Source organism: Synechocystis sp. LKSZ1, from assembly GCF_040436315.1.
In the GTDB taxonomy this organism is placed as follows: Bacteria; Cyanobacteriota; Cyanobacteriia; order Cyanobacteriales; family Microcystaceae; genus Synechocystis.
The window spans coordinates 1,014,795-1,040,543 of sequence record NZ_AP031572.1 but is presented as its reverse complement, the minus strand read 5'-3'; the positions used below and the strand labels follow the sequence as shown (position 1 = coordinate 1,040,543).

Here is a 25,749-nt window from a genome sequence, read left to right as displayed (position 1 = left end):
AGCACCATGGCTCAAAAAAATAACAACGAAGCACTCATTCTGATTCTGGCCTTTGCCCTGACTGGGGGCTTGGTGGGGGCCGGCATTTGGTGGTTTTTTCAACAGTCTAAGACGAGTGTCTCCGATATTACTCCGCTACCAAGTCCGGGTAAGCTTTCTCCCCCTCCTTCTCCCATGGCCGTGACCGCCCTCCCAGAACCGGCTCAGGTTGCCCCCGGCACCACCGTTAGGATTGATGGCTCCACTAGTATGGTGAACGTCAATGAGGCCCTGAAAAAAAGCTTCCAACAAGCCTTTGCCGGTACTGCCGTTGAGACCAATGCCCAGGGGTCGGACAAGGGGATTCTCTTACTTTTGACGGGAAAAATCGACCTAGCCGCTAGCTCCCGACCCCTCAGCCCGGAAGAACAGGCCCAGGGCCTGGTAGCCGTCCCGATTACCCAAGACCAGATTGCCATTGTGGTTGGCCGGGATAACCCTTTCCAGCAGGGCCTGACCTTAAACCAAGTCCAGGGCATTTTCCAGGGTAAGCTGACCAATTGGCAACAAGTGGGGGGGCCTGATGCCACCATTGCCGTGATCAACCGCCCGGCTATCAGTGGTACTCATCAAATCTTTAAGCACTTGGCCCTGCAAGAGCAAAATTTTGGCACGACCCCCAATATCCAAACCCTAGAACGGGATGCCACAACCCCGATCCTGAGAATGCTGGGCCAGCACGGCATTAGCTACGCCACCTATGTCCAAGTCGCCCGTCAACAAACCGCCCGTATTCTCCCCATTGATGACCGTCTGCCGGGAGACCGCGCTTATCCCCTCCAGCGGGAATTGTACTATATCTATAAAAGTCCGCCATCTCCTGCGGTCAAGGCCTTTCTCGGCTACGCCACTTCTCCCAAGGGCCAGGCAACCCTCACCAATTTGGAATAGCAGTCCTGTGAAATTTGTCTTAATTCTAAGTTCTTCCTGGTTACTGGCCCAAGCCCCTGTAGCCGACCCCCAATTCCAGGCCCTGAAGCACCAGCTAGAGCAATCCCAATTCAAGGTACTCCTAGCGCCACCACCCCAACGGGGAGCCTACGGAGCCCTCAATCCCCAAACCCGTACTATCTGGATTGATCCTCTCTCCTTTGACCTGGGTATTGCTGTGCCGGTACTGGTGCATGAAGCTGTTCATGCGGCCCAAACCTGTAAGGGAAAGGGAAAGGGAAACATCGCCCCTCTCGGCCTGACCCTAGAACCCCTCGTCTATGCCCAGCCCTTTTGGTTACGCTACGGGGATATTCATCGCAAAGATCTAGAGCGCGAGGCCTTCACCGTACAAACTCAAGAAAACCGCCTAGATTTGGTCTCGGGTCTACTCCGGCAGTATTGTACTAAATAATTACCAGCGATAAAATTCATAGTAAATATTGCCCAAGGTTTCGTAGGAATCTCCCCCTAGTTGCTGTCGCTTGTCTTCCAAAAATTCCGTTGCTTCTTCTAGGGAGAGTTCCGTTCGCTGCATGAAGGTCAAGATACTGACCTTACCCTGGCTTTGTTGTACTAGTTTATAGAAAATGCTTTCAAAATCTTTTTTCAGATTTTTAAGATAAAAATAAATCGATAATGAACAACCCAGGGCCACTAAAAAGCCTAGGACATGAAAAAAAGGATTTGTCAGAATAGATTCAATAAAGAAAAATTCAAAAATTGCAAAAAAAATGATGACATTAAAAACAACGGGTGTCGAACCAATCTTTTCTTGCTCTGTCCTAGCCTTTAATCGGACTAGACTAAAGACATAAAAAATGAGGGTTGTCAAAACGTAGGGAATTAATTTCATCGACCCGAGGTTACGGTCACAGAAAAGGAGGAATGCAGATTCATCGTAACTTAATTCGCCGACGATGCAACCTTTCCCAAGCCGTCTTGACAAGGCCCTACCTGCCCGGCCATTAGTAATGATTAAGATTAATCCCGGCTTCCTTGGCCATGGCCTGGAGTCCTTTACTTTCGAGGGTTTTAATCGCCTTGGTCGAGAGACGCAGTTTTACCCAACGATTGCCCTCTGCCCACCAAACCCGCTTCCATTGCAGGTTGGCTTCCTGTAATTTTTTCGTGCGACGATGGGAGTGGGAGACTGCAAACCCATTATTGGCTTGTTTGCCGGTTAGCTGACAACGGCGAGACATAGATGTACCTCTTGCTAAGTTGATTAGAAAGCAGTCCATCATTATATCAGAGGAGCTCCAGGTTTGAGGGCCTCTAGGGTTGTACTGTCCACCAGCCCAGGGCCGGGCCAATAAAGCGAACCGTTACCCAAATCACAACCATGGCCCCGATGCCAATCCAGGCCCCGCGCGTCGTCCAGCGATAAAAGTCATTGGCCTGACGCTGGGTTAGCGGGAGCCAAGCAACAACCCGTTTGTCTTGTCCGTACTGGTCACCCAGGGCCACTTGACGACGTTTTGATTCACCCATCGTAATCTATCCTCAAGTCATACTAGTTTGTTGTGTTCTATCCTATCGGATTCCCTTCAGACCCAGGCCAACTTTGTGGCAAGATCGAAACAGGAGGCCCCAGGGTGATTCGGGGAGCCACTATGTTTACCAAGGTTTTAGTCGCCCTAGATATGTCAGAGTCAGCGAAGGTCGTCTTCTCCCAAGGGCTATCCCTCGCTGAAAAGTATCAGGCCCATTTGCACCTACTCCATGTCCTCTCTGCCGAGGAGGAGTCAAGCCCTGTTCCCATTCCCTTGAACTTGGATGAGGTCTATCCTGCCACGGGCAATGAGTTAACCCTAGAACTCTGGCGGGAACAATGGGATAAGTTTGAAAAACAAGGAATTGAGTCCCTCCAGCACCGTTGTGACCAGGCCGTTTCTGTGGGAGTACCGACGGATTTTCAGCAAATTGTTGGCAGTCCCGGCAAAACCATCTGTCAAGTGGCCAAGGATTTAGGCGCGGAGGTGATCGTCATTGGCCACCGGGGCCGTTGGGGCCTAGCGGAGATTTTGATGGGGAGTGTCAGCAACTATGTCTTTCACCATGCCCTCTGTTGTGTTTTAGTGGTTCCCACCCAGGAGCCGGCCTAGAGCCCAGAGTCGATTGAGTTAAGATCAAGTTGTCCTGGCTATCTTTCCCATCGAGGAAAGATGAATGTCACTCTGCCTACCGTCGATATTTCGATGACCCTAGTCCCTAACCATGTGATTGAAACCTATATCCAACGGGTGACAGAATTGAGTCAATCCGCTCAGCGCATTCCCACCGCCACAGAACTGGAGCGCATTGCGACGGAATTGGGTATTGATCCAGCAGAAATTCAGGCGGCCCAGCAACAAGCCCAAGACCACTATACCCGCGCCCAAGGTTATCTCAAGCTCAAGTATTGGCAGGATGCCATCGAGGAATTGCAGGAGGCTATCGCTTTTAACCCCAGCCAACCCGAACTGTTAATTGCTCTGGGCCAGGCCCATCTCGGCCGTTGGCAACAGAGCCACCAGCCGGAAGACCGGGAACAACTCCATCAACGAGTGCGGCAATGTTTGGCCCTCCAACCCGATTCTCAGGAAGCCCTAAATCTATTGGCGGCCCTGCAACAGGGCCAACAACGCCGACAACAACGACGCTGGCAGTTAGGCCTATTCATTGGTGCCATGGTTCTCGGCGGCTTGGGAATGATCGCGGCTCAGGGGGGCCTCCCCTGGATGGTGCAGGAACGAGAGGCCTTAGAACAAAAGCGCCAACAGGAAATCCTGAACCTGCGTATCCGTCAAGACAACTTAAGCCGTGACCTCTATCAACTCAAACAAGGTCAACAACAATTGATCGAGCAGCAGCGTCAGCAGACCCAGCAACTCACCGAACGCCTGGACAAGTTAGAACAGGAACTGAAGAAACAACGGCAAACTCCTCCCCGCCTGGTAATTCCCCTGCCTCAAGTGGAACCACAAAGCACGCCCTAGGGACTAACACTAGAGCGCTGGCTATTTTTGAGGAGACGCAGATTTTGACAACGCAGTAGTTCTGTAAAGCTGAGGCTGGCCCGGTTTTCCAATTGGGCTGCCTTTTCCAGGGCCGTTAGCAGGTAGTGGGCTGCGTCGGCTTGATCATAGCCCCGCCGAACCGCCACTTTAATCGCACTGGCATCCGCTTCCACTTCTCGTTCGTTACTGCGGTAGTTTTGCCAGATTTGTCGCCCGGCAATCGTGGTTAAGCCCCCAGCCACCAGGGCCCCTAATACATCCTGCTGCCACAGTTGCAGGCCCACTCCAGCTACGCCGGCCAAGGTCAGGCCTTGGTACAGGTCGGGTTTAAACCAACGGATATTCACCAGACGACAGACCACACTCAGCAGGAGGAGGTCGCGTTGGCCCTGGGAGAGGTCTTGCCACAGGTCAAAGTTGATCATGACTAGCCGGTCGCCGCGTTCCCATGGTTTGGGAAAATTACTATCAATGAGGCGCGATTGCTTTGGCTTATAGACAATCTTGGTTAACATTCGCCCCGATGCTGGCATTAATTCCGTCAATCGCCGTATTTCTGACTCTACCTCGAACATAGCTTTTAGAAAGACCCTTGCAGACGCTACCGTTAAGAGTAGCAAACTTGGGAAGCAACCATGTCTCAATTTCAGGGCCTGATCGGCCAACCCCAAGCGGTGGAATTATTGCAAAGGGCCTTAGTCCAGAACCGCATTGCCCCAGCCTATCTCTTCGTTGGGCCTGAGGGAGTTGGCAAGGGGTTAGCCGCTAAATTGTTTACGGCGGCTTTACTCAGTCGGGGCCAAGTATCAACGAGCCAGGCCAGCATTACCCAACGCTTTTTAGGGGGGAATCATCCCGATCTGCTTTGGTTGGAACCCACTTATCAGCACCAAGGTAAATTGTTAACTGCCGCTGAGGCAGAACAAAGTGGTCTTAAGCGACGCGCTCCGCCCCTGATTCGCATTGAACAGATTCGAGAAATTAGCCGTTTCCTCAGCCGCCCTCCCTTGGAGGCAGAACAGGCCGTCGTAGTGATTTCAACGGCCCAGGCCATGAATGAAGGGGCTGCCAATGCTCTACTGAAAACCCTAGAGGAACCGGGACGGGCTACCTTGATTCTGTTGGCACCGAGCTTGGATGCTCTCCTTCCCACCCTGGTTTCCCGTTGCCAACGTATTCCCTTCTATCGCCTTGGGCCAGCGGCCTTGAGTCAGGTTCTAGAATCCCTCGGTCATGGGGCCTTGATGGCTCAACCGGAACTGGTGGGCCTAGCCCAGGGCAGTCCGGGGTTAATGCTCCAGGCTTGGGAACAAGCTCAGGCCCTGCCCCCTGGCTTGGAGGAACAATTGCGACATCCCCCATCAACGGCCCTTGCGGCCTTGACCCTAGCTAAAACCCTAGAGCAAAGCCTGGATCTTCCCCTGCAATTATGGCTTGTGGATTATCTGCAATGGCTGTATTGGCATCGTGACCACCAACCCTGTCAGGCCAGTCTCTTTGAAGCGGCCCGGCAACAACTTCTGGCCTATGTCCAACCCCGGCTGGTTTGGGAATGTACCCTGCTTGCTCTGCTTCAAGGCCCTTCCCACCAGGCCACCAGCGCAAAAACGTAGAAGAGTCCTCCCCCTATCCCTGTAATTTTCCGCTCTGAAATGCGGCCTGCGATTAATTGGCCCCCAAGGACGGCAATAATGGCACAGATGAGATGACCGAGGGAGGCCCCAAGGGTGACGCCCAAAGGACTATTGGCCGCTGCCAGGGTAATGGTGGCAATTTGCGTCCGGTCGCCCCACTCTGCCACAAAGGTCAAAATAAAACTTTCAACCACAATGCTCCAGGCACGGCGAGAAGGAGGGAGGGTCTTCTCACTTTGATTGACCACTGCTTCGGCCTCAGCTAACTCCTCGGTCGCCGGATGGTCAGTCATTTTCCAGGCCTCAAATAGAAGCTTAGTCCCAAATAGAAGAAAGAGAATAATTTCAGCGTAGAAAAGATAAACTTTCGGCAAAAAAGCAAAGACTTGTCCGATGGCCACCGACAAAATTGTCATACTCACCAAGGCCCCTACAACTCCTGCCAGAACCAAGGAGCGAGGATATCGCATCGCTAAAATCATGGCAATAAAGAAGGTTTTATCACCTAGCTCAGAGATGGTGATCAATAGTAGTGCGGCGGTGAAACCTGTTAACATTTTAGCGATACCAGCGATCTAAAAAGAAAAGTCTTAGAAACATTAATCAACATTGTTGCTGATTATTTTTCTTACTGATTATAAGACCAAAACAAACTCGTATAAAACAATTATTGTCTCATTTTTGTTTCATTATTTTTTCAGAATTGCCATCGAGAAAATCAGAATTGTTTACCCCAAGGATGCTTGCTTTGTAGTGTCAGCGGCAGACGATTCCTCTGGACTCTGGGTAAACGAGGGGCCTGCCCTAAAAAATCAATTGACAGAATCCGGCCCCTATTTGCTAATATAGTGTTCTGCCTGGAGAGATGGCTGAGTGGTTGAAAGCGGCAGCCTGCTAAGCTGTTGTACGGTACGTAAGGCCGTACCGAGGGTTCGAATCCCTCTCTCTCCGTTTTTGTAAGCCATTGTTTTTTCTGAAAGGTGCTTTCTAGCGCTAGTTTTGTGGCATATTGATTGCCAAGCAGAGCCCTACCGTGTGGAGTGAGACCTAGAACTATGATCAAGCCGTTCATCAACAATTCTCGAAAACTAGCCCTAGCCATGGCTTTGATGAGTTTGGCAGGGAGTTTAGTGGCCTGTGGGGAGCAGGGAGAGCAGACTAATTCGCCCCAAGCAGGGGGAGGAGACGGATTAAAGCTGGGTGCTTTACTGCCAACGACGGGGGATTTATCGGCTATTGGCCAAAACCTGCCCATTGCCTTTAAGTTGGCCGTTGACACCGTCAATGCCTGCGGGGGCGTGAATGGTAAGCCAGTGACGACGGTGATTGAAGATGATCAAACGGATCCCGCTGCTGGGGCCACCGCCATGACCAAGTTAACGGAATCTGATCGAGTTGCCGGGGTAGTAGGCTCCTTTGCCAGTAGCGTATCGAGTGCGGCAATTCCGATTGCGGTAAAAAACAAAGTAATGATGATTTCGCCGGCTAGTACCAGTCCGGTGTTTACAGAGCAGGCTCAGAAGGGCGACTTTCAAGGCTTTTGGGCCCGGACGGCCCCTCCAGATACATACCAGGCCAAGGCTTTGGCGGCCCTGGCCAATAAAAAGGGCTTCAAGAATCTCTCTACGGTGGTCATTAATAATGACTATGGTGTTGGGTTTGAGCGGGTTTTTGTCGAAGCCAGTGAAAAAGACGGGGCTAAAATTCTGAATAAAGACCAACCTGTACGCTACGACCCCAAGGCCGCTACCTTAGATACTGAAGCAGGCCAAGCCTTTGCCAATAAACCCAATGCAGTGGCCGCCGTGCTTTACGCCGATACGGGGAGTGTCCTAGTTCAGGCTGCCTACAAACAAGGATTAACCAACGGGGTGACGCTCCTGCTGACCGATGGCGTTTACACCGAAGACTTTGTGACCAAAGTTGGGAAGGATGCGAGTGGCAAATCCATTCTGGCTGGGGCCTTGGGAACGGTACCTGGGGCCGATGGACAGGCCCTTGCAGCTTTTAGTCAAAAATGGAAGGAAAAAACTGGCAAAGAGATGACGGCCTACGTTCCCCATACCTACGATGCAACAGTTCTAATGATGTTAGCAGCGGAGGCCGCCAAGGCCAACACCGGCGAAGCGATCAAGAGCAAAATTCGGGAAGTAGCCGCTGGGCCAGGTCAGGAAGTCAGCGATGCCTGTGAAGCCATAGCTTTAATACGGGCAGGAAAAGCCGTTAACTACCAAGGGGCTAGCGGCAATGTCGATATTGATGCCAACGGTGATGTGGTCGGCAGTTACGATGTTTGGACAGTATTGCCCGACGGTACCCTCAAGATCATCGATAAAGTGACGCCTAAATCCTAGGTTTTTGTTGGGTATCCCCAGTACATACCACGACATCCTGATCCAACACTGTTTAGCTCTAAGGTTCTGTCTTTAGGCAGTCTGAGCGGCCAAGAGGGCCTCTAGTTGAACGAGCCCTTTCTGCAGATGGCGGGTGACTGTCATGGGACTGATGCCGATTTGTTTAGCCGCTTCCTTGCGGGGGAGTTCTCGCAGAAAAACAGACTGGATGGCCGCCTGGGTTCGTCCCTCTAGCTGTTCCACGGCTCCCCGTAGACAGGCCTGTTCCTCTTCCTGTTGCTGACGAAACTGGGCATTAACATCTGGTAAGCTATCTGCCAGGGTAGTAGTGGCATCGGGCAAATTAGCCAAAGGTGCATCTAAACTCAGGGGAAAACGGTGTTGACAGGCCAGGATACAATCCTGCCACTCGGCGGTCGAGATACCCAGGGCCTGGGCCAGGTCGGCGTCTGAGGGGCATCGTCCCAATTGGGCTCCTAAAGGAACCCGTAGTTTTTTGGCCCTGGTGTACAGTTCTTGGTAACGTCGGGGAATTCGCAACGGTAGGGCCTTATCCCGGAGATAGTGCAAAATCTCACCCCGGATGAAGGGAACGGCAAAGGAACTAAAAGCCGCCCCCTGCTGAGGATTAAAGCGCTCAACGGCCCGTAAGAGGCCGAGATAACCAACCTGCTCTAGATCTTCGTAGGGTTCTGTGGTTTGGCCTCGAAAGCGATGAACAACTTGTCTTACCAAGCCAATATTCAAATGAACAATCTGATTGCGTAGACCGAGGGAAGGATTACGGCGGTAGCGCAGAAACAGTTCTAGACAACGAACGGCAGAATAGGGAGTCGCTAGGGGCCGAGGCATTACTGAACACCACAAAGACAATCTGCCCTGTATTCTGCCCTGGGTCAATCAAGTATACTATCGATAATCCACGGATTTCTGGGAGAGTTCAACGACTAACCTGCGGATAAATACGGAGACTCACCTCGGGCTGTTCATCCTCTTGGCTCTTTTTCCCTACTAAGTCAGAATAAGTTTAATACTATTTTTTATCGTAGATCGTACTTTACCCTTAACCATGACTTCAACTCTTCGTACTAGTATTGTCGAATTGGCACCGGACTACCGCCTTTCTCTAGCTTTTGTTCTGCTAGGGGTGGCTCTACTGCCCCTGCAACTTTGGGTCGGATTAGGGGTGAGCCTGTTTGGCTGTTTTCTCTTTCTCCAGGCCAAAATTCTGCGCTTAAAGTTCATGGAGACTGCCCTGGTCGTTGAACGCGCTGGTCAGGAAATTCGCTGTTTTCCCTACCAAGACTGGCAAAATTGGCGTATTTTTTGGCAACCGGTTCCCATTTTGTTTTATTTTAAAGAGGTCAAAAGCATTCACTTTCTACCGATTATTTTTGACCCCCAAGGCCTGAGCGCTTGTCTAGAAGACCGTTGTCCTCGCCAGCCCTAGCTTCAATTTTGGTTTGCTATTGTTATCCTCCCTTGGCATGAACGCTGATACGCCGAATTTTTTTCCCTCTGATTCTGAAGTCCCTCCTGCGGTAACAGTTTCTGATTCCGATCCCTCTACGACCCTACCAACCCAGACTCCTCTGGATCAGTTGCTGATGGGAGCCACGGCCGCAGAGAATGCTGAGTTAAGTCAAGAGTTTGAACAAGCCTTTGAAGTCAAGACGGAAATGGCTTTCTCAGAAGCCTCGGAAGTAAGGGCTTTAGAACAGCAAAAACAGGCCCTGCTCCAAGAAATTGCTAACCTACAAGCCCAAAAAGCTACCCTGGTTAACGAGCAACTCACCGGCCTCCAGACCACCCTCCAGCAGTGGGTTATGGAAGGAAGCCGGGAATTGGAACAGCGCAAACAGGCTCTAGAAAAAGAGATTGAACGCCTGGAGCGTCGCCAGGAGCGGATCCAACAGGAAATGCGCACGACTTTTGCCGGGGCCTCCCAGGAGTTGGCCATTCGGGTACAGGGTTTTAAGGATTATCTCGTGGGCAGTTTGCAAGACCTGGTGGCCGCCGCCGATAACCTAGAACTCGGAACGGGAGACCCTTGGAATCAACCGGCCCCGGCCCCCGTGGCCAATGTACCGCCCGAAGAGGCGCCTCTGGGCTTTGCCAACCAAAGTTTTGTCGAGCAAAAACGCCAGATTCAACGACTGATTGAGCAGTACCGCAGTCGTCCCGATTACTATGGCCCTCCCTGGCAACTGCGGCGCACCTTTGAGGCTGTTCCAGCCGAGCGTGTGGAAAACTGGTTTCTGACCCAAGGCGGCCGGGGAGTGGTGCGGAGCCTCGGCAGTCGTCTCCAGAATATTTTGTTAGGTTCGGCGGTGATTTCCATCCTGGCGAATCTCTACGGGGAACGCCACCGGGCCTTGATTCTGGCCAATACCCCGGAGCGCCTAGGGGAATGGCGACGGGGCCTGCAGGATTGTCTCGGCATTTCCCGCAGTGATTTTGGCCCGGAACGGGGAATTGTCTTGTTTGAATCGCCAGAGGCTTTAATCCAAAAGGCTGAGCGGCTCGTGGAAGACCGACAGATGCCCCTCGTCCTCATTGATGAAACCGAAGAACAGATCGACTTGGCCCTGCTCCAGTTTCCCCTCTGGCTTGCCTTTGCCCCCGATCCCAAACAAAGCTCTAGTTATTTCTATTAGGTTGGAGTGCTCCCTCTATGCTGGTTGCCCTGAGTCTTAGCTTGGCTTTTTTGCTGATGGCCTATCTCCTGGGGTCGATTCCCACTGGCTACTGGGCTGGTCGCTGGCTCAAGGGTATTGATATTCGGGAACATGGTTCCGGCTCGACGGGGGCCACCAATGTTCTGCGTACCTTAGGAAAACCTGCCGCTGTTACGGTTTTAGCTATTGATATGGCCAAGGGAATGCTGGCCGTGGCCCTGGTGCGGGCCTGGTTTACCTGGAGTGGTCTAGATTGGATTCCTCTAGCCTGGCAACCTTGGCTAATTGTAGGGGCCGCGACCGGGGCCGTCCTGGGCCATAGTAAATCCATTTTGCTCAATTTCAGTGGGGGCAAATCGGTCGCCACCAGTCTAGGGGTGTTGTGGGTGATGAATCCCTGGTTAGCCCTGGGAACCCTGGGCAGTTTCTTAGTGATGTTGGCCCTGACCCGGATCGTTTCCCTCAGTTCCATCACGGGGGCCGTGGCGGTGAATGTCTTAGTATTGCTCCTGCATCAACCCCTCCCGTACTTCTTATTTAGCCTAGGGGCGGGATCCTACGTGATTGTGCGCCATCAAAGCAATATCCAGCGCCTACGGCAAGGCACTGAACCCAAACTGGGCCAGAAATTACCCACCCCGGCCGAGTCGCAGTAGCTGTTTTACACTAGAGACAGTCGTTGGGCCAATACCATGCTGGATGCTCCTTCTCTCTTGCCTGCCTTTTCCGTGTCAAAATCTTCGGCCCTGATTCGTCTCGCAGGGGTATCCAAAATTTATGGTACAGGAGAAACTACTGTGAGAGCACTCTCGCAGGTGGATCTGACCATTGAGCAGGGGGCCTACTGCGCCATTATGGGGGCCTCCGGTTCCGGTAAATCCACCTTGATGAATATTATTGGCTGTCTTGACCGACCCAGCGAGGGCCATTACTACTTTGACAATGCCGATGTCTCGGGCCTAGGGGAAGAGGAACTGGCGAAAATCCGCAACCGCAAAATTGGCTTTGTGTTCCAACAATTCTACTTGTTGGCCCAGATGACGGCCCTGGAAAATGTCATGTTGCCCATGGTCTATGCGGGAATTCCCCTGGAAACTCGTCGTCAACGGGCGACAGAGGCCCTAGTGCGGGTTGGCCTAGAACACCGGCTCCAGAACCGCCCCAACCAACTTTCCGGTGGTCAACAACAGCGGGTGGCCATTGCACGGGCCATTGTCAATCAGCCCCTGCTACTCCTGGCAGATGAACCCACCGGAGCCCTGGATTCCCATACTACGGAGGAAGTGCTGGGAATTTTTGATCAACTCCATCAAACTGGCATCACCATTGTGATTGTGACCCACGAAGCTGATGTTGCCCAGCACACGCAACGGATTATTTGCTTCCAGGATGGCCAAATTAAATCCGACCAGGGAGTTGTCTAACCCACCGCCGTTAAGCGATAGGCGGCCCCTAGTCCTGCCGCCATTTCCGCCGCTGTGATTTTACCGTCGTGGTCGGCATCCAGAGCATCAAACACCGCATCAATGCCGGCCCATTCTTCCCGCGTAATAAAGCCATCGCCATCCAGGTCGTAGGCATGGAAAATTTCTTCCGCCCCGTGCTGGATATGCTCTTGCTCTTCCAAGCGAATCAATCGTTCCTGGAGCAGGAGTTCCAGGGCCTCTAGGGCCTTAGTAAAGCCAGCAATGCCTTCGGCGAGTTTTTCCGAGGCCATCCGGTCGGCCTGATGCATGGCCTCGAAGGTGGCCTGGTCCATCGTGATTCGTTCGGGGTCTTGGGTTAAGTTCGCCGGGTCGAGCTTGCGGGGTAAATCGCCTTCAGTGGAACGCAGTTGATCCAAGAGTTTGGGGGAGATGGTCAACAGGTCACAGCCCGCTAGTTCCATAATTTCACCGATGTTGCGGAAGCTGGCCCCCATCACTTCGGTACGATAGCCAAATTTTTTGTAGTAATTGTAGATTTGGGTGACAGATTGAACTCCAGGATCTTCGGCCCCTTCGTAGCTTTGGCCAGTTTCCTTCACGTACCAATCTAAAATTCGACCCACAAAAGGGGAAATCAGCGTCACTCCCGCTTCTGCACAGGCAATGGCCTGGTGCAGGCCAAACAAAAGGGTCAGATTACAGTGAATCCCTTCTTTTTCTAGAATCTCAGCGGCACGAATCCCTTCCCAGGTCGAGGCAATTTTAATTAAAATTCGTTCCCGGGAAATACCAGCCTTTTCGTACTGCCCAATCAAGTTACGGGCCTTAGCCAGAGTCGCCTCGGTATCGTAGGAAAGACGGGCATCCACTTCTGTGGAAACACGGCCGGGAATAATGGCCAGAATCTTGAGGCCAAAGGCCACCGCTAGACGGTCAAAGGCTAGGGTCACGATATCCGCCACCGAGGCCTGGGGGCCCAATTCCTGCTTTGCAGTCAATAGGGTTTGATCCACAATGGGCTGGTACTGGGGCATCTGGGCCGCCGCCGTAATCAGGGATGGATTGGTGGTGGCATCCCGAGGGGTAAAGGTTTCAATGGCTTGGATATCACCGGTATCCGCTACCACGACGGTAACTTCTCGGAGCTGTTCGAGGAGGTTTCGGGCCATAAAAAATCGGAGAGGATAAAACACACCTCAACTATAGACCGCTTCTCCTCTGCCGCTAGGGATATTTGTTTTTTTTTAAGGACTGTTCTAGCACTGGGGATTTTTGAGTTTTAGCAATCGTTTAGCCAGAGCTAAGACAGTATAGATTGCCAGTAAGTACACCGAAGCTAATAACAGGATTTTTAGTGCCATGATGCCCCTTGACCCTCCCAATCATGAGTAATGGATAACTAAAAAACAGCAATAAAAATTAGTTCCAGAGAACAATCACCGGAATGGGGTTGGCCGATGCCGACCACCCGAATGATTAATGCGCCTAAAGCCCAAGACTTCCAACGCAATAGTACAAGGGTTGCGCTAGGGGAGGATGCTTACCAGAAAGGATGAACGCCTATTCTTTTGAACTTATCCCCCGGCCCGACAGAATTTAGAAGACTTAATGCAGCGGGCCACCATTGACCCTGTCCTGCCCACACCTAACTAGTACCTAGGGCGAACAAACCGAGGCTTTTTAGGGTGATTCTGTTGACTTCAAATGCTTACCTATAGCCTAACATAGCCCGTCTAATCTCTGGGAAAATTTGGCTAAAATTCTAGGCTAAAAATGGAGGGGAATGGGAGCGACTCGGAAGAAAATCAACCGTGATATTTTCGGGCATGGAGAATTTATCTTAGAATGAGTATCAAGATATGTAAACTTTCGTAACTAAATCTGCCGGGTTTGGCTTGCCGATGATTTCCAGTACCTCTCTCTTTGCCCCCGTTGACTCGGATTTACGTCTCCTGACGGACAATCTCAAGCGGCTGATCAGCGCCCGTCACCCGATTTTGGGGGCCGCGGCAGAACACCTGTTTGAGGCGGGGGGAAAGCGGATTCGCCCAGCCATTGTGCTGTTGGTGGCTCGGGCCACAATGCTAGAGCAGGAGATTACGGCCCGCCATCGTCGCCTAGCCGAAATTACGGAAATGATCCACACCGCCAGCCTCGTCCACGATGATGTGGTGGATGAAGCAGAATTACGCCGCAACGTACCCACGGTAAATAACCTGTTTGATAACCGCATTGCTGTCCTGGCGGGAGATTTTCTCTTTGCCCAGTCCTCCTGGTACCTGGCCAACCTCGATAACCTTCAGGTGGTTAAATTACTCTCAGAGGTGATTCGAGACTTTGCCGAGGGAGAAATTATCCAGAGCCTCAGTCGCTTTGACACGAGTCTGAGTCTGGCGGCCTACCTGGATAAAAGTTATTACAAAACGGCTTCCCTGATTGCCAATAGTGCCAAGGCGGCGGCGGTCTTGAGTGATGCCCCCAGCACAATGATAGAGTCGATGTACGACTACGGACGGGATTTGGGCCTGGCTTTTCAGGTCGTTGATGATATTTTAGATTTCACCTCGCCCACGGAAACCCTGGGGAAACCCGCTGGCTCTGACCTAGTTAGCGGCAACATTACCGCTCCGGCCCTCTTTGCCCTGGAGGAACAACCCCTGCTCCAGGCTTTGATCGAGCGGGAATTTAGCCAGGAAGGAGATTTAGAACAGGCCCTGGCCCTGGTGCAGACCAGTGATGGCATTGAACGAGCCCGGGAATTGGCCAATTGTCATGCCCGCTTGGCCCTGCAACACTTGGATTGTCTCAAGCCCTCGGCGGCCCGGGATTCCCTCGCAGAATTAACCAGTTATGTTCTCAGTCGCCTCTACTAAAATCTAGAATAAGATTCTAGTCCAGTCAGCTTTGAGGCCCGTTGCTATGTCCAAAGCCAAACGTGAGGCGCGTCTTCGTCAGGCCCTTTGGCCGCAGCGTTTACCGGTGGATGCCAGTAAACTGAATTTGGGCAACAGCTACAGCATTCCCCCTACTACCTACGAAAATAAGGAATTTTATTGCCGAGATTGCGGCAAACTGGAAATCTGGACAGCCCGTCAACAAAAATGGTGGTACGAAGAAGCCGGAGGCTATTTTTTTAGTACGGCAATCCGCTGTCGGCCCTGTCGGCTCCAAGAACGACGGCGTCAAGAACAAGCCCGAGCTATCCATTTAGCGGGTATTCGTCAAAAATCTTCCCCAAAAGAATATGAGTGAGCAAACCCATCCCCAGGAAAAGCGGGATCAAGAGATTGTTGATCGTTTATTACAGGGGGCTCCCGACCCTCAAAATTTAGCGGATCTGGCCCGTTTACGGATTCGTTATCAAAACTTTCCTGGCGCCAGGGCCCTGCAAAGTGACTTGGATCGCATTCTGCAACAATGGCAGCTCAGCGAAGCAGACCTATTTGCCCAAACTCGTCAACTCCACGCCACAGGACGGGTCTATCGAGTGCGCACAGGTGAGGAAGAGGATTGGAGTTAAGTCTTATCCCCAATCACTAAAGCTCAACGACCCAACTGACCCCACCCATCCTCCCCTTACGAAGGGGAGGTGCTGTAGGCGGAGGGGTAAAATTTGTAGCCCTAACGGAGAGGATTTGTCTCAGGGCCCTGCCCAAGAAAAAGACCCCGCTCTAGCAAGAACGAGGCCGGACAGAGATTCAGTATCAAGGCTCAGGGGCCAGGGGAGGGACTACATCATGCCCATACCACCCATGCCACCCATACCGCCCATACCGCCCATACCACCCATGCCACCCATACCGCCCATATCGGGGGCAGCGGCCGCGGCTGGTTGCGGTTTTTCTACCACCAGGGCTTCAGTGGTTAACACCATCCCTGCGATGGAAGCAGCGTTCTGGATCGCCGAACGGACAACCTTGGCCGGGTCAATAATGCCAGCGTTGATCATGTCTTCGATTTGACCACTGATGGCGTTGTAACCCAGATTGGCGCTAGTTTCTTTCACTTTTTCCACAATCACAGCACCTTCGACGCCAGCGTTGCTGGCCAGTTGGAACAAGGGGGCTTCCAGGGCCTTGGCGATCAGGTCGGCGGCAATCCGTTCTTCGTCGTTGCTGAGGCTGGCTTTGAATTCAGCAATCTTGCCCGCAAGGTAGATCAGAGTCGTTCCGCCTCCGGGTACAATCCCTTCCTCCACGGCGGCCTTGGTAGCATTGAGGGCATCTTCGATGCGAAGCTTCCGATCCTTGAGTTCGGTTTCGGTGGCCGCGCCCACTTTAATCACGGCAACCCCACCGGCCAGTTTGGCAATCCGCTCCTGTAGCTTTTCGCTATCGTATTCGGAATCGGTTTCGGCCAATTCTTTTTTCAGTTGGGTAATGCGTTTCTGGACAGCGGTGGAGGCCCGTTTGTCGGCACCGGCCACGAGAATCGTGTTGTCTTTTTCTAGGGTTACCTTGACCGCTTGGCCCAGTTGATCCAGACTCACGGTATCCAGACTCAGGCCCACTTCTTCGGAAATCAGGCTTCCACCGGTAATGATGGCAATGTCCTGGAGAACGGCTTTGCGACGGTCACCAAAGGCCGGGGCCTTGATGGCGGCAACATTGAGGACGCCACGGGCCTTATTCACCACCAGAGTGGCGAGGGCCTCTCCGTCCACATCTTCAGCAATGATCAGCAGGGGACGACCGGCACGGGCCACCTGTTCGAGCACCGGCACGAGGTCGGCAATGGTGCTAATTTTTTTGTCGGTGATCAGAATTAGGGGATGGTCAAATTCAACAATCTGCCGCTCGGTATTGGTGATGAAGTAGGGAGAAATATAACCCCGGTCGATCTGCATCCCTTCAACGACTTCCAACTCCGTATTCAGGGATTTGGATTCTTCAACGGTAATCACCCCATCTTTGGTGACCTTGTCCATGGCTGATGCAATCATTTGGCCCACTTCTGCATCATTGCCGGAGGAGACCGTCGCCACTTGGGCAATGGCATCCCCTTCAACGGGCTTGGCAATGGCCTGGATTTCCTCGACGAGGAAGGCTGTGACCTTTTCAATACCCCGACGCAGGGAAACGGGATTGGCCCCAGCGGTGACATTCCGCAGACCTTCCCGCACCAGGGCCTGAGCGAGGATAGTTGCCGTGGTGGTACCATCGCCAGCCACTTCTTTGGTCTTGGCGGCCACCTCTTGAATCAGACGTGCCCCGGCATTTTCCTGGGGGTCAGAAAGTTCAATTTCCTTGGCAACGGTGATACCATCGTTCACAATTTGGGGGGCACCGTATTGTTTTTCTAGCAAAACATTGCGTCCCTTGGGGCCAAGGGTGATTCTGACGGCATCGGCGAGGGCGTTAATACCCCCTTCCAGGGCCCGACGAGATTCATCTCTAAATGAAATAATTTTTGCCATAGGTTTAATCTTTCTACAATCTACGCTTACCGTCTAAGGTACGACTCCTATAGCACTCTAGCAGTCTTGGTCGGTGAGTGCTAAGTCCCTCAAGGTTCGGTTTTCCAGCCCTAGACTCTGGGGCTAGGCGTTAGCGGCTACCGGGAGACACCGCCAGGGAATCTGTGTTGTCTCCAAAATTTCTTGGTAAGCTTACGGAGAAAGCCTCTGGCCCTGTTATGAATGTGCCCCACACGTCGGAATTCTCTTTACTGCAAGTCGTACAGGCCCTGGAACCCCAGGACACGTTACTCCCGTTACCGAGCGCGAGCCTAGAGCGACTGACCCAGGCCCTGCTCGATAGTTTTCGGGTCCAGGGCCTGATGGCGACGGTGTGGGCCAAGCTCCCCGCTACTGCGGGCTTTACTCAGGCCTTGGAAGCCTATCGTCAGGCGGGTTTGGTCAGCCAGCTTTACCACTGTACCGTTAGCAAAGCCACCGATAGTTTTGCGGTGGCTGAATCCTCTAATCCAGACGAGGTTAAAGCCGTTGTGTTAGAGGCCAATAGTCAACTGGAGCGGGAATACTTTCTATTATTGCTATCGCCCCAACTCTGCGTCATGGTTTTGGCCCAGGCTAGTGAGGACTCCCTGGCCCTGTTACCGGAAACGCCCCTGACGCTTTATCTCAGTTGTCAGCCCCGGCTGATCAATGCCGTTTTGCAGGCCCTGCGCCAAGCAGTAACCATTACCGACCAAACCCCCGAGGAATTATTGGCGGATGCTGTCCTGAGCTTTCCCCTACCGGAACAGGCCGCGGTGGCCGTGATGACTACCCTTCTACGGCACCAACTTCAGGGCCTGTTGGCCCCGGCTCCCTCCGTTCCGGCCCCCCGGCCAGACCACAGCGCCTTTGCACTCTTGGATACGGCAATTCCCTTTCTGGTGACGGTGACGCGGGAAATGAGTACGCCCTTAACCAATATGAAAACGGCCCTGCGCTTGCTGGAATCGATGCAGCACAAGCGAGAGCAACGTCAGCGCTACATCGACCTCTTGAAACGGGAGTGTGACCGTCAAAATTCCCTGATTACGGGCATTCAAGAACTGATTCAAATTCACCAAGACCCCCATCCCGTCGGGGAACAGGTGCGCCTGGAGGACTGTGTTCCGGGGGTGGTGAGTACTTATCAACCTATTGCTGAGGAAAAAGGGATTTCCCTGGGCTATACGATTCCGGCGGATTTACCCGCAGTGGCCTGCTCGGCCTCGGCCCTCCGCTCCATCCTGCAACACCTACTCCACAACAGCTTAAAATTCACGCCAGAACAGGGTAAAGTCTATGTCCGGGCCAGTTGTCAGGGCCCTCAGGTGGAAATTGTGGTGAGTGATACGGGGGTCGGCATTGAAATGAGCGATTTACCCAAACTCTTCAATGGCTTTTATCGGGGGCGGAATGCCCTTAGCCATCTGCCGGGGGCCGGCCTGGGTCTCACGATTGTGAAACAACTGGTGGAGCGGTGGGGTGGTTTAATTACGGTGAAGAGTCATCCCCACCGGGGCAGTCATTTCCATTTGTATCTGCCTATCGCCCACCCTTAAATGGACTGGGGCCTACAGGCTACGATTCCTCACGGCGGATTGACGTACCGTATCTGTAAAAAAATCAGCAAACCTATGATGAAAAACCGCTTTTGCCTGGGGGCAGTACTAACGGGCCTTGGACTGGTGCTAGCGGCCTGTGGTGCCCAACCTCCAACCCCCAGTTCATCCCCGACGGCCACCTCAGCCACCGGAACCCTGGAAAAAATTAAAAATTCGGGTGAAATTGTACTCGGAGTACGAGAATCCTCGATTCCCTTCTCCTATCTCGATAATCAGCAAAAATCCGTGGGCTATTCCATCGATCTCTGCCAAAAAGTCGTCGAGGCCATCAAGCAGGAACTAAATCTGCCCAATCTCCAGGTTAAAACTAATCCAGTAACCTCTCAGACTCGTATTCCTCTGCTCACTAACGGCACCATTGATCTTGAATGCGGCTCAACCACCAATAGCCAAGAACGCCAAAAACAGGTGGCCTTTAGCGTGGCTCATTTCATCACCGCTGTTCGCATGGCCGTCAAGGCAGATTCTGGGATTACCGATCTCCAAGACCTCCAGGGTAAGGCCGTCGTTACCACCAGCGGCACGACCTCTGAGCGTTACCTCAAACAAAATGAACAAGCCAAATCCTTGGACATCAAAACACTCCAAGGCAAGGATCATGCGGAATCCTTTCTGATGTTGGCCTCGGGCCGAGCCGATGCCTTTGTGCTGGATGATGTCCTGCTGGCCGGTTTGATTGCCCAGGCCAAAGATCCCCAGGCCTTTAAAATTGTGGGCCCCACTTTATCCCGAGAACCCTATGGGCTAATGTTCCGCAAGAATGACCCGGCCTTTAAGGCTCTGGTGGATAAAACCCTGACCAGGCTGATGGCCACCGGGGCTATCGAAAAAACCTATAACCACTGGTTTATGTCCCCCATTCCGCCCCAACAGATCAACCTCAATCTGCCCCTGAGTCCAGACCTGAAAAAGGCCTTTGAGCATCCCACGGATCAGGGCATTTAATTAAAGTTCCCGTCATCGCCATGGCAGACTACCGTTGGAATTGGTTGATTTTTTTTGAGAAAGTGGCCACTGGAGGAGAACGATACTATCAGTGGTTGTTGGCAGGTCTGGGCTGGACAGTGGCAACGTCTCTGTTGGCCTGGTGCTTGGCCCTAATCCTGGGTCTGGGGATTGGCATTATCCGCACGACCCCCCTGCGTTGGCTGGCCCTGCTGGGGGAGATCTATGTGGAGATTTTCCGTAATATTCCCCTGATCGTGCAAATGTTCCTTTGGTTCTTTGTGCTTCCTGATCTAGTACCACCGGTTTGGGGCCATTGGCTCAAGCAGGAAATGCCCCTACCGGAATTTACGACGGCGGTGGTCAGCCTCGCCTTTTTTACCGCCGCCCGTATTGCAGAACAGGTCAAGGCGGGTTTACTGGCCCTACCCCCTGGCCAATCTCAGGCCGCCTTGGCCCTGGGTCTCACCTGGCCCCAGGCCTACCGTTATGTTCTACTACCCGTGGCCCTGCGTTGGATTATCCCCCCCCTCACCAGCGAACTGATGAATATTTTCAAGAATTCCTCGGTGGCCTTGACCATTGGCCTGTTGGAATTGACCGCGGTGACTCGTCAGATTAATGAATATACGTTTCAGAGCTTTGAGATCTTTACGCTAGCCACGGTGTTGTATGCCCTACTGGCACTAATGGCTAATCGACTCATGGCCTGGATTGAAGCACTGACAACGTTACCGGGCTATGGGCTAGGACAGGGCCGTGAATAACTTTGATTTTTCGGTGATCTGGCCCTCCCTTCCCTATCTGGCGACGGGACTCCGGTATACGCTAACCCTAACCTTCGTGGCCTTTGCTGGGGGCCTGTTGGGGGGCCTGGGATTGGCCCTGGCTCGTTTATCGGCCTGGCCCTGGCTCCGTATGCCAGCGGCCCTGTACGTTAACCTCATGCGGGCCATTCCCCTGGTACTGGTTATTTTTTGGTTCTATTTTTTGGTGCCAATTCTCGGCCAATGGATATTGCAAACCCCTCAGCCTCTGCGGGTTGGCCCCGACCAAACCGCTTTGATCAGCTTTACCCTCTTTGAAATGGCCTACTGCGGGGAGATTATCCGGGCGGGTATTCAATCCGTTCCCCGTGGCCAAGTCGCGGCGGCCCAGGCCCTGGGTCTGACCTATTCTCAGCAAATGCGCTATGTGGTTTTGCCCCAGGCCTGGCGGAATATGTGGCCCCTTCTACTAACTCAAGCCATTGTATTATTCCAAGATACATCTCTGGTTTATGTTATTTCCGGTACGGACTTTTTAGGGGCGGCAGCCAAAATTGCCCAGCGGGATGGTCGTCTACTGGAAATGTATAGTTTTACGGCCTTGATCTATTTCTTCATTAGTTTTAGCCTATCCTGGCAGGTAAAGCATTGGCAACATCGCTCTCAGACATAGGGAGCAGCGGTTGACAACGGTTACACTCATTGCAATCTTTTGGCAGGGAATTTTCCAGCGTGACGGACGCAGTCCATCTACCCTAAAGTGAACGTATTCGATACTGGCTCAAAAGTATGGTGCGTTTCGTTGTCGGCGTGATGGGGGCAGGAGAACAGGCGACACCCCATAACCTGGCCTTGGCTGAAGAATTAGGACGTTTGTTGGCCCTGGAGGGTTGGGTTGTCCTCAGTGGCGGCCGTGACTGCGGTGTGATGCGGGCAGTGAATAAGGGGGCCAAACAAATCCCTAATAGCCTCACCATTGGTATTTTACCAACCGTTCAGAGTTCCCCTAGCCCAGACCTTGATATCGCAGTGATTACCGATCTACACAGTGCACGGAACAATATTAACGTGCTATCTAGCCACGTTGTGGTGGCCTGTGGGGTTGGAGGAGCAGGAACGGTTTCGGAAATTGCCCTGGCCCTTAAGGCGGGAAAGCCCGTCATTTTGTTAGATACTGGAGCAGAGTGGAATTATTTCTTTCAGGCCCTAGACCCAGAACAGGTACAGATTGCAACGGAGCCCAAGGAAGTCATTCAACAGATCCGACAATTACAGGCCCTTGGCACCTAGGTATAGGAAGCGAGCAGTATCTTCCCCAAAAGTGAGTTCATTGCTCATGTTTCTTAAGTCAACCTCAATAATAACTACCTGCAACTACCTGCATCACGGTTTAGCCAATAGTTTTCCATAGCTTGCTCAATCATTGGGTTGTAATCGTCGCTGGCTTCGAGTTTCCACCAAAGATAGCTAACAATAGCGGATACTTGTTGGGCATCATAGTGAGCAAATTCTTCACGGGCCCGTTCTCCCATCGTGCCGCCCCCCCAAACCTTGGCAATTTTCTTGTTTTCCACCATAGATACCAAGCTCGAACACAGACGAATAGATGGGTCAGAGAGGAGCAATTCGCCACGAATATCAGCAATCATGTAAGCCGGAAGATAAAATTGAAACGCAGCATTAGAAAAGAATGATAAAGCACTTCCCCAACCATCAGGAGTTTGGTCAAGAAACTTGGCATCAAGCTTCTGCCAGTCGGTTTTCCTGAAGAACGCTTTGATAAGAGCTGTGGGTTCGTCACCGTTGTGGTTGTCTGTAAGGCTGTCGTCACCAGGATAATTTACATGGGCAAAAGCCTGCTTGATTTTTGCAATGAGTTCATTACACATCTTTGAAGAGTACAGTTTAAGATGAGATCCCTAGCCATGGATTGCCCCAATCCTCCAGATTAGGGCGATAGATGATTACCCCTCCGTCTGAAGCATTTTCCTTTGCTCAGAATAGGCTGAAAGCCTTATCTTACTGAGGCAATTGTTGAAGCTCAGATAGCTCGACGCCTCTTTTTTTATTCTAGAGATCAGCAAGGAGTTCTGAGCGTGAACTTAGGTTTAGTAGACGCTAAAGGAACTCGCTACCGTTTCAAACAGGTCGTGAACCTTGGGCCAGCGTTCTTCAGTGGTGGACAGATTAAAGGTGATCAGCTTACCGCGATTGGTGGTGACACTGGCCAGGTCGTGGCGTTGGGCTTGATTGGCAAGAGTGACTCTGTACTCTAGGTTGTAGTAGGTTCTACCCTGGTTTTCCCGTTCTTCAGCACTAATTAATTCTGCTTGGCGGTCACTGCTCTCACCGTTAATTTTTTTCAAAAAGCGATAGCCGACATCGGTCGGGGAGCCAAGATCCTGGAGGGATTTATTGCTGGCAATCTCACTGATAATTACGCTTAAATTTTCACTGCGCTCAATTAGATCTCGATAAACTACATCGACTCCAGGCGAGGCATTTTTCACATCCACCGCAATCCAGCCGTTGGGATAGAGAAATTCATAGCCATCTTTGGTGTCGGCGTAGCGCTGGAGACTGGCTAAGCCAATACCTGCACAGGCAGTCAGGGCCAAACTCAGCCCCAGAATAAGTAATAGGCAAAGGGATTTGAAAGGAGGAGCGAGATTTAACATAGTACAGATGACAAAATTCAGTGAAAGCCTGATCCCATGCTAGGGGATTTCGAGACTTCCGGGAAAGAAGTTAAATCCTTGTCCTAAAATAGGGGGCAATTCTTCTGTTGTGTAGGCTATGTTGTGAGTGACCGTCCCCTAACACTTCTCGTTATTGATGAAGATGCCGTTTTTCGTCTGGGTTTGGTGACGGCCCTGCTAAACTATCCCCAGTTCCAGGTTCTGGCCCAGATGTCCCGGGTGACAGAGGCTGCAGCCAATTGGTTATCAACCCTCCCGGATTTGATAATCTTAGATCCGTTAGTACTGACGGAGCCAGTCGCCGGTTGGGAGCAATGCTGGTTTTTGCGGCGAACCTATCCCTCTCTAAAAATTTGTTTATTGACCGCCAGTCTAGAATACGAACAACTCCTACGAGCCCGGAACCTAGGCATTGAAGGCTACTTTCCTAAAGGAACCCCAATGGCGGAATTGACGGCGGGTTTTTCGGAAATTCACCAAGGCGGCTTGTGCTGGGCAAATCCCCAGGGCCTACCCACCTATCAGGCCCTTTCCCCGGCCCAACAATGGCTCTGGCGCGGGTTTAGGGGAGGATTAGAACAAATTGAGTCCCAACGCCAGGCCCTACAACAGGCCAGTCAACAGCCAAGCCTTTCGGCTTTTGATGCTCTGTTTCTCCAGGGACGACGGCGAGAATTACGCCTAGCTCAACAGATTGTCGAAACATTAATGCCTGCCAAGCTCCGGCGTTTACATCAGGTTCAAGCAGCGCAGTGGGGAGACTCTCCCAGTGAAACCCGGCCTGCTTCTCTAGGCACCTATGGCCCTATCGCTTTAATTCCCCTCTCTGCCAAGCTTGGAGAAGGCGAGCGGCTGATTCCCCAGTTCAATGGCCAAAATTTGACCCCAATTCCCCTGGCCCTTGATGCGCTCAATCCGAATCAGCGGCAAGTGCTTTTGGCCCTGGCCTGGCAAAAATTCCAGGACACCTTAGAACAACTCCGGAGTCTGAATATTCGGCCGGAGCAGTTGCCCCAGGAGCCCAGCAGTCTGTTGGCCGAAATCTGGCAAGGGGTGACCCTCAGTTTTTTAGGTCCCCACCTCAACCCTCAAGAAGGTTGGCAGTTAGACCAACTCCAGGGCCTTTTGGAGAGCTATAAGCCGATTATTCAGCGGGAAAGTCTAGGAACGATTCCCCGAGCACAGGCTGTTTTAGAACAATTCCTCTTAGCCCCTGTTGCAGAAGGCCCTGGCCCTACTGATACCGTCTCCTGGCCCTGGGAACTGTACCAAGCGAATCTGATTATTCAGATCGCCAACGGGGCCATGACCTTTACGCTAAATTACTTTTCTGAATCCGAGACGATCAAAAAGGCCCTCTACGTCTCTAAGCTGTTATCCTCTCGGGAAATTGCTCGCTTTCGCAATAATCTGGCCTGGTATTATCGATTGAGTCAATATTGGTTAGAGCCTAAGCAAATTTTTGAAAGTCAGCACACCCTACTTTATTTCACCCCCCAGGGGATCACGTGTCAGCCGGTTTACGCGCCTCGTCAAAACGAACTCGAGCAACTGCAAGGATTGCCCTGGTTAGTAACGGTTTTGCTCGAACTCCGGGATGCAGCCTCCCCTCGACTCCAGGCCATTGTGCGTTTTCTTGGCCATGGTTTAGTCTTCTTCTTGACCCAGGTTATTGGCCGGGCCGCAGGTCTGGTGGTCAAAGGCGTCCTCCAGGGCATTGGTAATACCTGGCAGGAAAACCGCTATCGTCCCCAACCAAACCAGGAAAAATCTAATCCCTAGGGAACTGGCGGTGACGGCGTTGGTCGAGCCATTGTTGCAAAATAATTTGGGCGGCCTGTTGGTCAATCAGGCCCTTGTTATAGGTGGAAAAACGTTTTTGGGCCTTGAGTTGATTTTCTGCCTCTACGGAGGTAAGCCGTTCGTCAACGTATTCAACAGGAAGTTGCAGGGCCTCGGCCAAACATCGAGCAAATTTTTGCACCTGTTTGGCCTGAAATCCCAGACTCCCGTCGAGGTTGTAGGGCAGGCCAACGACCAAAAGGGTAATCTCCCGTTCTTGAATAAGGGCCTGGAGTTGTTGACAATCTTGGGTAAAGGATGTTCTCTCTAGGGTCATCAATCCGGCCGCTACCAGGCCCGTACCATCACAGCCAGCAATGCCGATACGCTTTTTGCCAACATCTAAACCCAGAGCCGAGATCCGTTCCATGCT

30 protein-coding genes and 1 tRNA gene are annotated in these 25,749 nt (G+C 52.2%); 20 read left to right on the top strand and 11 right to left on the bottom strand.

Translation table 11 applies throughout. The features are described 5' to 3' along the window. The first annotated feature begins 6 nt into the window (after positions 1-6). Positions 7-930, top strand: a complete 924-nt coding sequence (locus ABXS88_RS05015; protein ID WP_353674086.1) for a phosphate ABC transporter substrate-binding protein — start codon at positions 7-9, stop codon at positions 928-930. Between the two features lie 7 nt (positions 931-937). After that, entirely contained in the window at positions 938-1,384 is a 447-nt protein-coding gene (locus tag ABXS88_RS05010; RefSeq protein WP_353674085.1) for a hypothetical protein, read from the top strand. Here the strand turns inward: ABXS88_RS05010 and ABXS88_RS05005 are convergent, their stop codons facing one another. The 3 genes from ABXS88_RS05005 to ABXS88_RS04995 form a co-directional block, all read right to left on the bottom strand. Further along, entirely contained in the window at positions 1,385-1,825 is a 441-nt protein-coding gene (locus tag ABXS88_RS05005; protein ID WP_353674084.1) for a hypothetical protein, read from the bottom strand. It lies immediately after the preceding gene. 112 nt (positions 1,826-1,937) lie between these two features. After that, the gene (gene rpmB / locus ABXS88_RS05000) at positions 1,938-2,174 is read right to left on the bottom strand and encodes a 50S ribosomal protein L28 (RefSeq protein WP_353674083.1); all 237 of its coding nucleotides are present in this window, start codon (positions 2,172-2,174) and stop codon (positions 1,938-1,940) included. A 73-nt stretch (positions 2,175-2,247) separates the two neighbouring features. Next, on the bottom strand, positions 2,248-2,463 hold the full coding sequence (locus ABXS88_RS04995; RefSeq protein ID WP_353674082.1) for a DUF2839 domain-containing protein: 216 nt from the start codon (positions 2,461-2,463) through the stop codon (positions 2,248-2,250). Between the two features lie 122 nt (positions 2,464-2,585). On the opposite strand from ABXS88_RS04995, the gene ABXS88_RS04990 reads away from it, so the two are divergent. After that, entirely contained in the window at positions 2,586-3,077 is a 492-nt protein-coding gene (locus tag ABXS88_RS04990; protein WP_353674081.1) for a universal stress protein, read from the top strand. 60 nt (positions 3,078-3,137) lie between these two features. After that, a complete protein-coding gene (locus ABXS88_RS04985) occupies positions 3,138-3,950 on the top strand; it encodes a hypothetical protein (RefSeq protein WP_353674080.1) in 813 nt (270 codons plus the stop codon). Here the strand turns inward: ABXS88_RS04985 and ABXS88_RS04980 are convergent. Then, positions 3,947-4,546 (bottom strand): DUF3318 domain-containing protein, encoded by a 600-nt coding sequence (locus ABXS88_RS04980; protein ID WP_353674079.1) that lies wholly within the window; start codon positions 4,544-4,546, stop codon positions 3,947-3,949. The genes ABXS88_RS04985 and ABXS88_RS04980 overlap by 4 nt on opposite strands. A 60-nt stretch (positions 4,547-4,606) precedes the next feature. On the opposite strand from ABXS88_RS04980, the gene ABXS88_RS04975 reads away from it, so the two are divergent. Then, positions 4,607-5,584 carry a DNA polymerase III subunit delta' gene (locus ABXS88_RS04975; RefSeq protein ID WP_353674078.1) on the top strand — a complete coding sequence of 326 codons (978 nt, stop codon included), beginning with the start codon at positions 4,607-4,609 and terminating at the stop codon, positions 5,582-5,584. On the opposite strand, the gene ABXS88_RS04970 is transcribed toward ABXS88_RS04975, so the two are convergent. After that, a complete protein-coding gene (locus tag ABXS88_RS04970; protein WP_353674077.1) occupies positions 5,545-6,162 on the bottom strand; it encodes a TMEM165/GDT1 family protein in 618 nt (205 codons plus the stop codon). The two genes, ABXS88_RS04975 and ABXS88_RS04970, sit on opposite strands and share 40 nt — an antisense overlap. A 302-nt stretch (positions 6,163-6,464) precedes the next feature. Between ABXS88_RS04970 and ABXS88_RS04965 the strand changes: the two genes are divergently transcribed. Both ABXS88_RS04965 and ABXS88_RS04960 read left to right on the top strand, forming a co-directional pair. Next, positions 6,465-6,556 (top strand) — tRNA-Ser (locus tag ABXS88_RS04965). A 104-nt stretch (positions 6,557-6,660) separates the two neighbouring features. Then, complete coding sequence (locus ABXS88_RS04960) at positions 6,661-7,959, top strand: ABC transporter substrate-binding protein (protein WP_353674076.1); 1,299 nt, start codon at positions 6,661-6,663, stop codon at positions 7,957-7,959. Positions 7,960-8,031: 72 nt separating this feature from the next. Here the strand turns inward: ABXS88_RS04960 and ABXS88_RS04955 are convergent, their stop codons facing one another. Further along, positions 8,032-8,811, bottom strand: a complete 780-nt coding sequence (locus tag ABXS88_RS04955) for a sigma-70 family RNA polymerase sigma factor (protein WP_353674075.1) — start codon at positions 8,809-8,811, stop codon at positions 8,032-8,034. Positions 8,812-9,028: 217 nt separating this feature from the next. On the opposite strand from ABXS88_RS04955, the gene ABXS88_RS04950 reads away from it, so the two are divergent. The 4 genes from ABXS88_RS04950 to ABXS88_RS04935 all read left to right on the top strand — a co-directional run bounded on the left by ABXS88_RS04950 (position 9,029) and on the right by ABXS88_RS04935 (position 12,061). After that, positions 9,029-9,409: a DUF3119 family protein gene (locus tag ABXS88_RS04950; RefSeq protein WP_353674074.1), complete on the top strand. Its 381-nt coding sequence runs from the start codon at positions 9,029-9,031 to the stop codon at positions 9,407-9,409. A gap of 229 nt (positions 9,410-9,638) precedes the next feature. After that, entirely contained in the window at positions 9,639-10,616 is a 978-nt protein-coding gene (locus ABXS88_RS04945; protein WP_353674779.1) for a DUF3086 domain-containing protein, read from the top strand. Between the two features lie 17 nt (positions 10,617-10,633). Next, positions 10,634-11,293, top strand: coding sequence for a glycerol-3-phosphate 1-O-acyltransferase PlsY (gene plsY, locus ABXS88_RS04940; protein ID WP_353674073.1), 660 nt, complete (start codon positions 10,634-10,636; stop codon positions 11,291-11,293). 36 nt (positions 11,294-11,329) lie between these two features. After that, positions 11,330-12,061, top strand: a complete 732-nt coding sequence (locus ABXS88_RS04935; protein WP_353674072.1) for an ABC transporter ATP-binding protein — start codon at positions 11,330-11,332, stop codon at positions 12,059-12,061. Here the strand turns inward: ABXS88_RS04935 and ABXS88_RS04930 are convergent. Beyond that, positions 12,058-13,233, bottom strand: coding sequence for a transaldolase (locus ABXS88_RS04930; RefSeq protein WP_353674071.1), 1,176 nt, complete (start codon positions 13,231-13,233; stop codon positions 12,058-12,060). The genes ABXS88_RS04935 and ABXS88_RS04930 overlap by 4 nt on opposite strands. 732 nt (positions 13,234-13,965) lie before the next feature. Between ABXS88_RS04930 and sds the strand changes: the two genes are divergently transcribed. From sds to ABXS88_RS04915, 3 genes are read left to right on the top strand one after another with little or no spacing between them, the layout of a single operon-like run. Further along, positions 13,966-14,937: a solanesyl diphosphate synthase gene (sds, locus tag ABXS88_RS04925; protein WP_353674070.1), complete on the top strand. Its 972-nt coding sequence runs from the start codon at positions 13,966-13,968 to the stop codon at positions 14,935-14,937. A 46-nt stretch (positions 14,938-14,983) separates the two neighbouring features. Beyond that, positions 14,984-15,316, top strand: coding sequence for a zinc-ribbon domain containing protein (locus ABXS88_RS04920; RefSeq protein WP_353674069.1), 333 nt, complete (start codon positions 14,984-14,986; stop codon positions 15,314-15,316). Then, positions 15,309-15,584: a DUF3288 family protein gene (locus ABXS88_RS04915; RefSeq protein WP_353674068.1), complete on the top strand. Its 276-nt coding sequence runs from the start codon at positions 15,309-15,311 to the stop codon at positions 15,582-15,584. Before ABXS88_RS04920 ends, ABXS88_RS04915 begins: the two co-directional genes overlap by 8 nt. A 210-nt stretch (positions 15,585-15,794) precedes the next feature. Here the strand turns inward: ABXS88_RS04915 and groL are convergent, their stop codons facing one another. Then, on the bottom strand, positions 15,795-17,480 hold the full coding sequence (gene groL, locus ABXS88_RS04910; protein WP_353674067.1) for a chaperonin GroEL: 1,686 nt from the start codon (positions 17,478-17,480) through the stop codon (positions 15,795-15,797). Between the two features lie 218 nt (positions 17,481-17,698). On the opposite strand from groL, the gene ABXS88_RS04905 reads away from it, so the two are divergent. From ABXS88_RS04905 to ABXS88_RS04885, 5 genes are all read left to right on the top strand, one after another. Next, complete coding sequence (locus tag ABXS88_RS04905) at positions 17,699-19,060, top strand: ATP-binding protein (RefSeq protein ID WP_353674066.1); 1,362 nt, start codon at positions 17,699-17,701, stop codon at positions 19,058-19,060. A 75-nt stretch (positions 19,061-19,135) separates the two neighbouring features. Further along, positions 19,136-20,068 carry a transporter substrate-binding domain-containing protein gene (locus ABXS88_RS04900; protein WP_353674065.1) on the top strand — a complete coding sequence of 311 codons (933 nt, stop codon included), beginning with the start codon at positions 19,136-19,138 and terminating at the stop codon, positions 20,066-20,068. Positions 20,069-20,088: 20 nt separating this feature from the next. Next, positions 20,089-20,835 (top strand): amino acid ABC transporter permease, encoded by a 747-nt coding sequence (locus ABXS88_RS04895; RefSeq protein WP_353674064.1) that lies wholly within the window; start codon positions 20,089-20,091, stop codon positions 20,833-20,835. Beyond that, positions 20,828-21,508: an ABC transporter permease subunit gene (locus ABXS88_RS04890; RefSeq protein WP_353674063.1), complete on the top strand. Its 681-nt coding sequence runs from the start codon at positions 20,828-20,830 to the stop codon at positions 21,506-21,508. Before ABXS88_RS04895 ends, ABXS88_RS04890 begins: the two co-directional genes overlap by 8 nt. Positions 21,509-21,624: 116 nt before the next feature. After that, positions 21,625-22,125, top strand: a complete 501-nt coding sequence (locus ABXS88_RS04885) for a TIGR00725 family protein (protein WP_353674062.1) — start codon at positions 21,625-21,627, stop codon at positions 22,123-22,125. A 74-nt stretch (positions 22,126-22,199) separates the two neighbouring features. On the opposite strand, the gene ABXS88_RS04880 is transcribed toward ABXS88_RS04885, so the two are convergent. Next, a complete protein-coding gene (locus ABXS88_RS04880) occupies positions 22,200-22,724 on the bottom strand; it encodes a DUF6714 family protein (protein WP_353674061.1) in 525 nt (174 codons plus the stop codon). 219 nt (positions 22,725-22,943) lie between these two features. After that, positions 22,944-23,513 (bottom strand): photosystem II reaction center PsbP, encoded by a 570-nt coding sequence (psbP, locus tag ABXS88_RS04875; RefSeq protein ID WP_353674060.1) that lies wholly within the window; start codon positions 23,511-23,513, stop codon positions 22,944-22,946. A 123-nt stretch (positions 23,514-23,636) separates the two neighbouring features. Here psbP and ABXS88_RS04870 point away from each other — a divergent pair, with 123 nt between their 5' ends. Next, a complete protein-coding gene (locus ABXS88_RS04870) occupies positions 23,637-25,316 on the top strand; it encodes a DUF3685 domain-containing protein (protein ID WP_353674059.1) in 1,680 nt (559 codons plus the stop codon). Here the strand turns inward: ABXS88_RS04870 and ruvX are convergent. Then, on the bottom strand, positions 25,306-25,746 hold the full coding sequence (gene ruvX / locus ABXS88_RS04865) for a Holliday junction resolvase RuvX (RefSeq protein ID WP_353674058.1): 441 nt from the start codon (positions 25,744-25,746) through the stop codon (positions 25,306-25,308). The genes ABXS88_RS04870 and ruvX overlap by 11 nt on opposite strands. Between the last annotated feature and the right edge of the window lie 3 nt (positions 25,747-25,749).

Excerpts from the sequence above, each read along its gene's own strand:
- ABXS88_RS05015 (WP_353674086.1), top strand. The coding sequence starts at position 7 with ATGGCTCAAAAAAATAACAACGAAGCACTCATTCTGATTCTGGCCTTT.
- ABXS88_RS05005 (WP_353674084.1), bottom strand. The coding sequence starts at position 1,825 with ATGAAATTAATTCCCTACGTTTTGACAACCCTCATTTTTTATGTCTTT.
- rpmB (WP_353674083.1), bottom strand. The coding sequence starts at position 2,174 with ATGTCTCGCCGTTGTCAGCTAACCGGCAAACAAGCCAATAATGGGTTT.
- ABXS88_RS04995 (WP_353674082.1), bottom strand. The coding sequence starts at position 2,463 with ATGGGTGAATCAAAACGTCGTCAAGTGGCCCTGGGTGACCAGTACGGA.
- ABXS88_RS04990 (WP_353674081.1), top strand. The coding sequence starts at position 2,586 with ATGTTTACCAAGGTTTTAGTCGCCCTAGATATGTCAGAGTCAGCGAAG.
- ABXS88_RS04985 (WP_353674080.1), top strand. The coding sequence starts at position 3,138 with ATGAATGTCACTCTGCCTACCGTCGATATTTCGATGACCCTAGTCCCT.
- ABXS88_RS04980 (WP_353674079.1), bottom strand. The coding sequence starts at position 4,546 with ATGTTCGAGGTAGAGTCAGAAATACGGCGATTGACGGAATTAATGCCA.
- ABXS88_RS04975 (WP_353674078.1), top strand. The coding sequence starts at position 4,607 with ATGTCTCAATTTCAGGGCCTGATCGGCCAACCCCAAGCGGTGGAATTA.
- ABXS88_RS04970 (WP_353674077.1), bottom strand. The coding sequence starts at position 6,162 with ATGTTAACAGGTTTCACCGCCGCACTACTATTGATCACCATCTCTGAG.
- ABXS88_RS04960 (WP_353674076.1), top strand. The coding sequence starts at position 6,661 with ATGATCAAGCCGTTCATCAACAATTCTCGAAAACTAGCCCTAGCCATG.
- ABXS88_RS04955 (WP_353674075.1), bottom strand. The coding sequence starts at position 8,811 with ATGCCTCGGCCCCTAGCGACTCCCTATTCTGCCGTTCGTTGTCTAGAA.
- ABXS88_RS04950 (WP_353674074.1), top strand. The coding sequence starts at position 9,029 with ATGACTTCAACTCTTCGTACTAGTATTGTCGAATTGGCACCGGACTAC.
- ABXS88_RS04945 (WP_353674779.1), top strand. The coding sequence starts at position 9,639 with ATGGCTTTCTCAGAAGCCTCGGAAGTAAGGGCTTTAGAACAGCAAAAA.
- plsY (WP_353674073.1), top strand. The coding sequence starts at position 10,634 with ATGCTGGTTGCCCTGAGTCTTAGCTTGGCTTTTTTGCTGATGGCCTAT.
- ABXS88_RS04935 (WP_353674072.1), top strand. The coding sequence starts at position 11,330 with ATGCTGGATGCTCCTTCTCTCTTGCCTGCCTTTTCCGTGTCAAAATCT.
- ABXS88_RS04930 (WP_353674071.1), bottom strand. The coding sequence starts at position 13,233 with ATGGCCCGAAACCTCCTCGAACAGCTCCGAGAAGTTACCGTCGTGGTA.
- sds (WP_353674070.1), top strand. The coding sequence starts at position 13,966 with ATGATTTCCAGTACCTCTCTCTTTGCCCCCGTTGACTCGGATTTACGT.
- ABXS88_RS04920 (WP_353674069.1), top strand. The coding sequence starts at position 14,984 with ATGTCCAAAGCCAAACGTGAGGCGCGTCTTCGTCAGGCCCTTTGGCCG.
- ABXS88_RS04915 (WP_353674068.1), top strand. The coding sequence starts at position 15,309 with ATGAGTGAGCAAACCCATCCCCAGGAAAAGCGGGATCAAGAGATTGTT.
- groL (WP_353674067.1), bottom strand. The coding sequence starts at position 17,480 with ATGGCAAAAATTATTTCATTTAGAGATGAATCTCGTCGGGCCCTGGAA.
- ABXS88_RS04905 (WP_353674066.1), top strand. The coding sequence starts at position 17,699 with ATGAATGTGCCCCACACGTCGGAATTCTCTTTACTGCAAGTCGTACAG.
- ABXS88_RS04900 (WP_353674065.1), top strand. The coding sequence starts at position 19,136 with ATGATGAAAAACCGCTTTTGCCTGGGGGCAGTACTAACGGGCCTTGGA.
- ABXS88_RS04895 (WP_353674064.1), top strand. The coding sequence starts at position 20,089 with ATGGCAGACTACCGTTGGAATTGGTTGATTTTTTTTGAGAAAGTGGCC.
- ABXS88_RS04885 (WP_353674062.1), top strand. The coding sequence starts at position 21,625 with ATGGTGCGTTTCGTTGTCGGCGTGATGGGGGCAGGAGAACAGGCGACA.
- ABXS88_RS04880 (WP_353674061.1), bottom strand. The coding sequence starts at position 22,724 with ATGTGTAATGAACTCATTGCAAAAATCAAGCAGGCTTTTGCCCATGTA.
- psbP (WP_353674060.1), bottom strand. The coding sequence starts at position 23,513 with ATGTTAAATCTCGCTCCTCCTTTCAAATCCCTTTGCCTATTACTTATT.
- ruvX (WP_353674058.1), bottom strand. The coding sequence starts at position 25,746 with ATGGAACGGATCTCGGCTCTGGGTTTAGATGTTGGCAAAAAGCGTATC.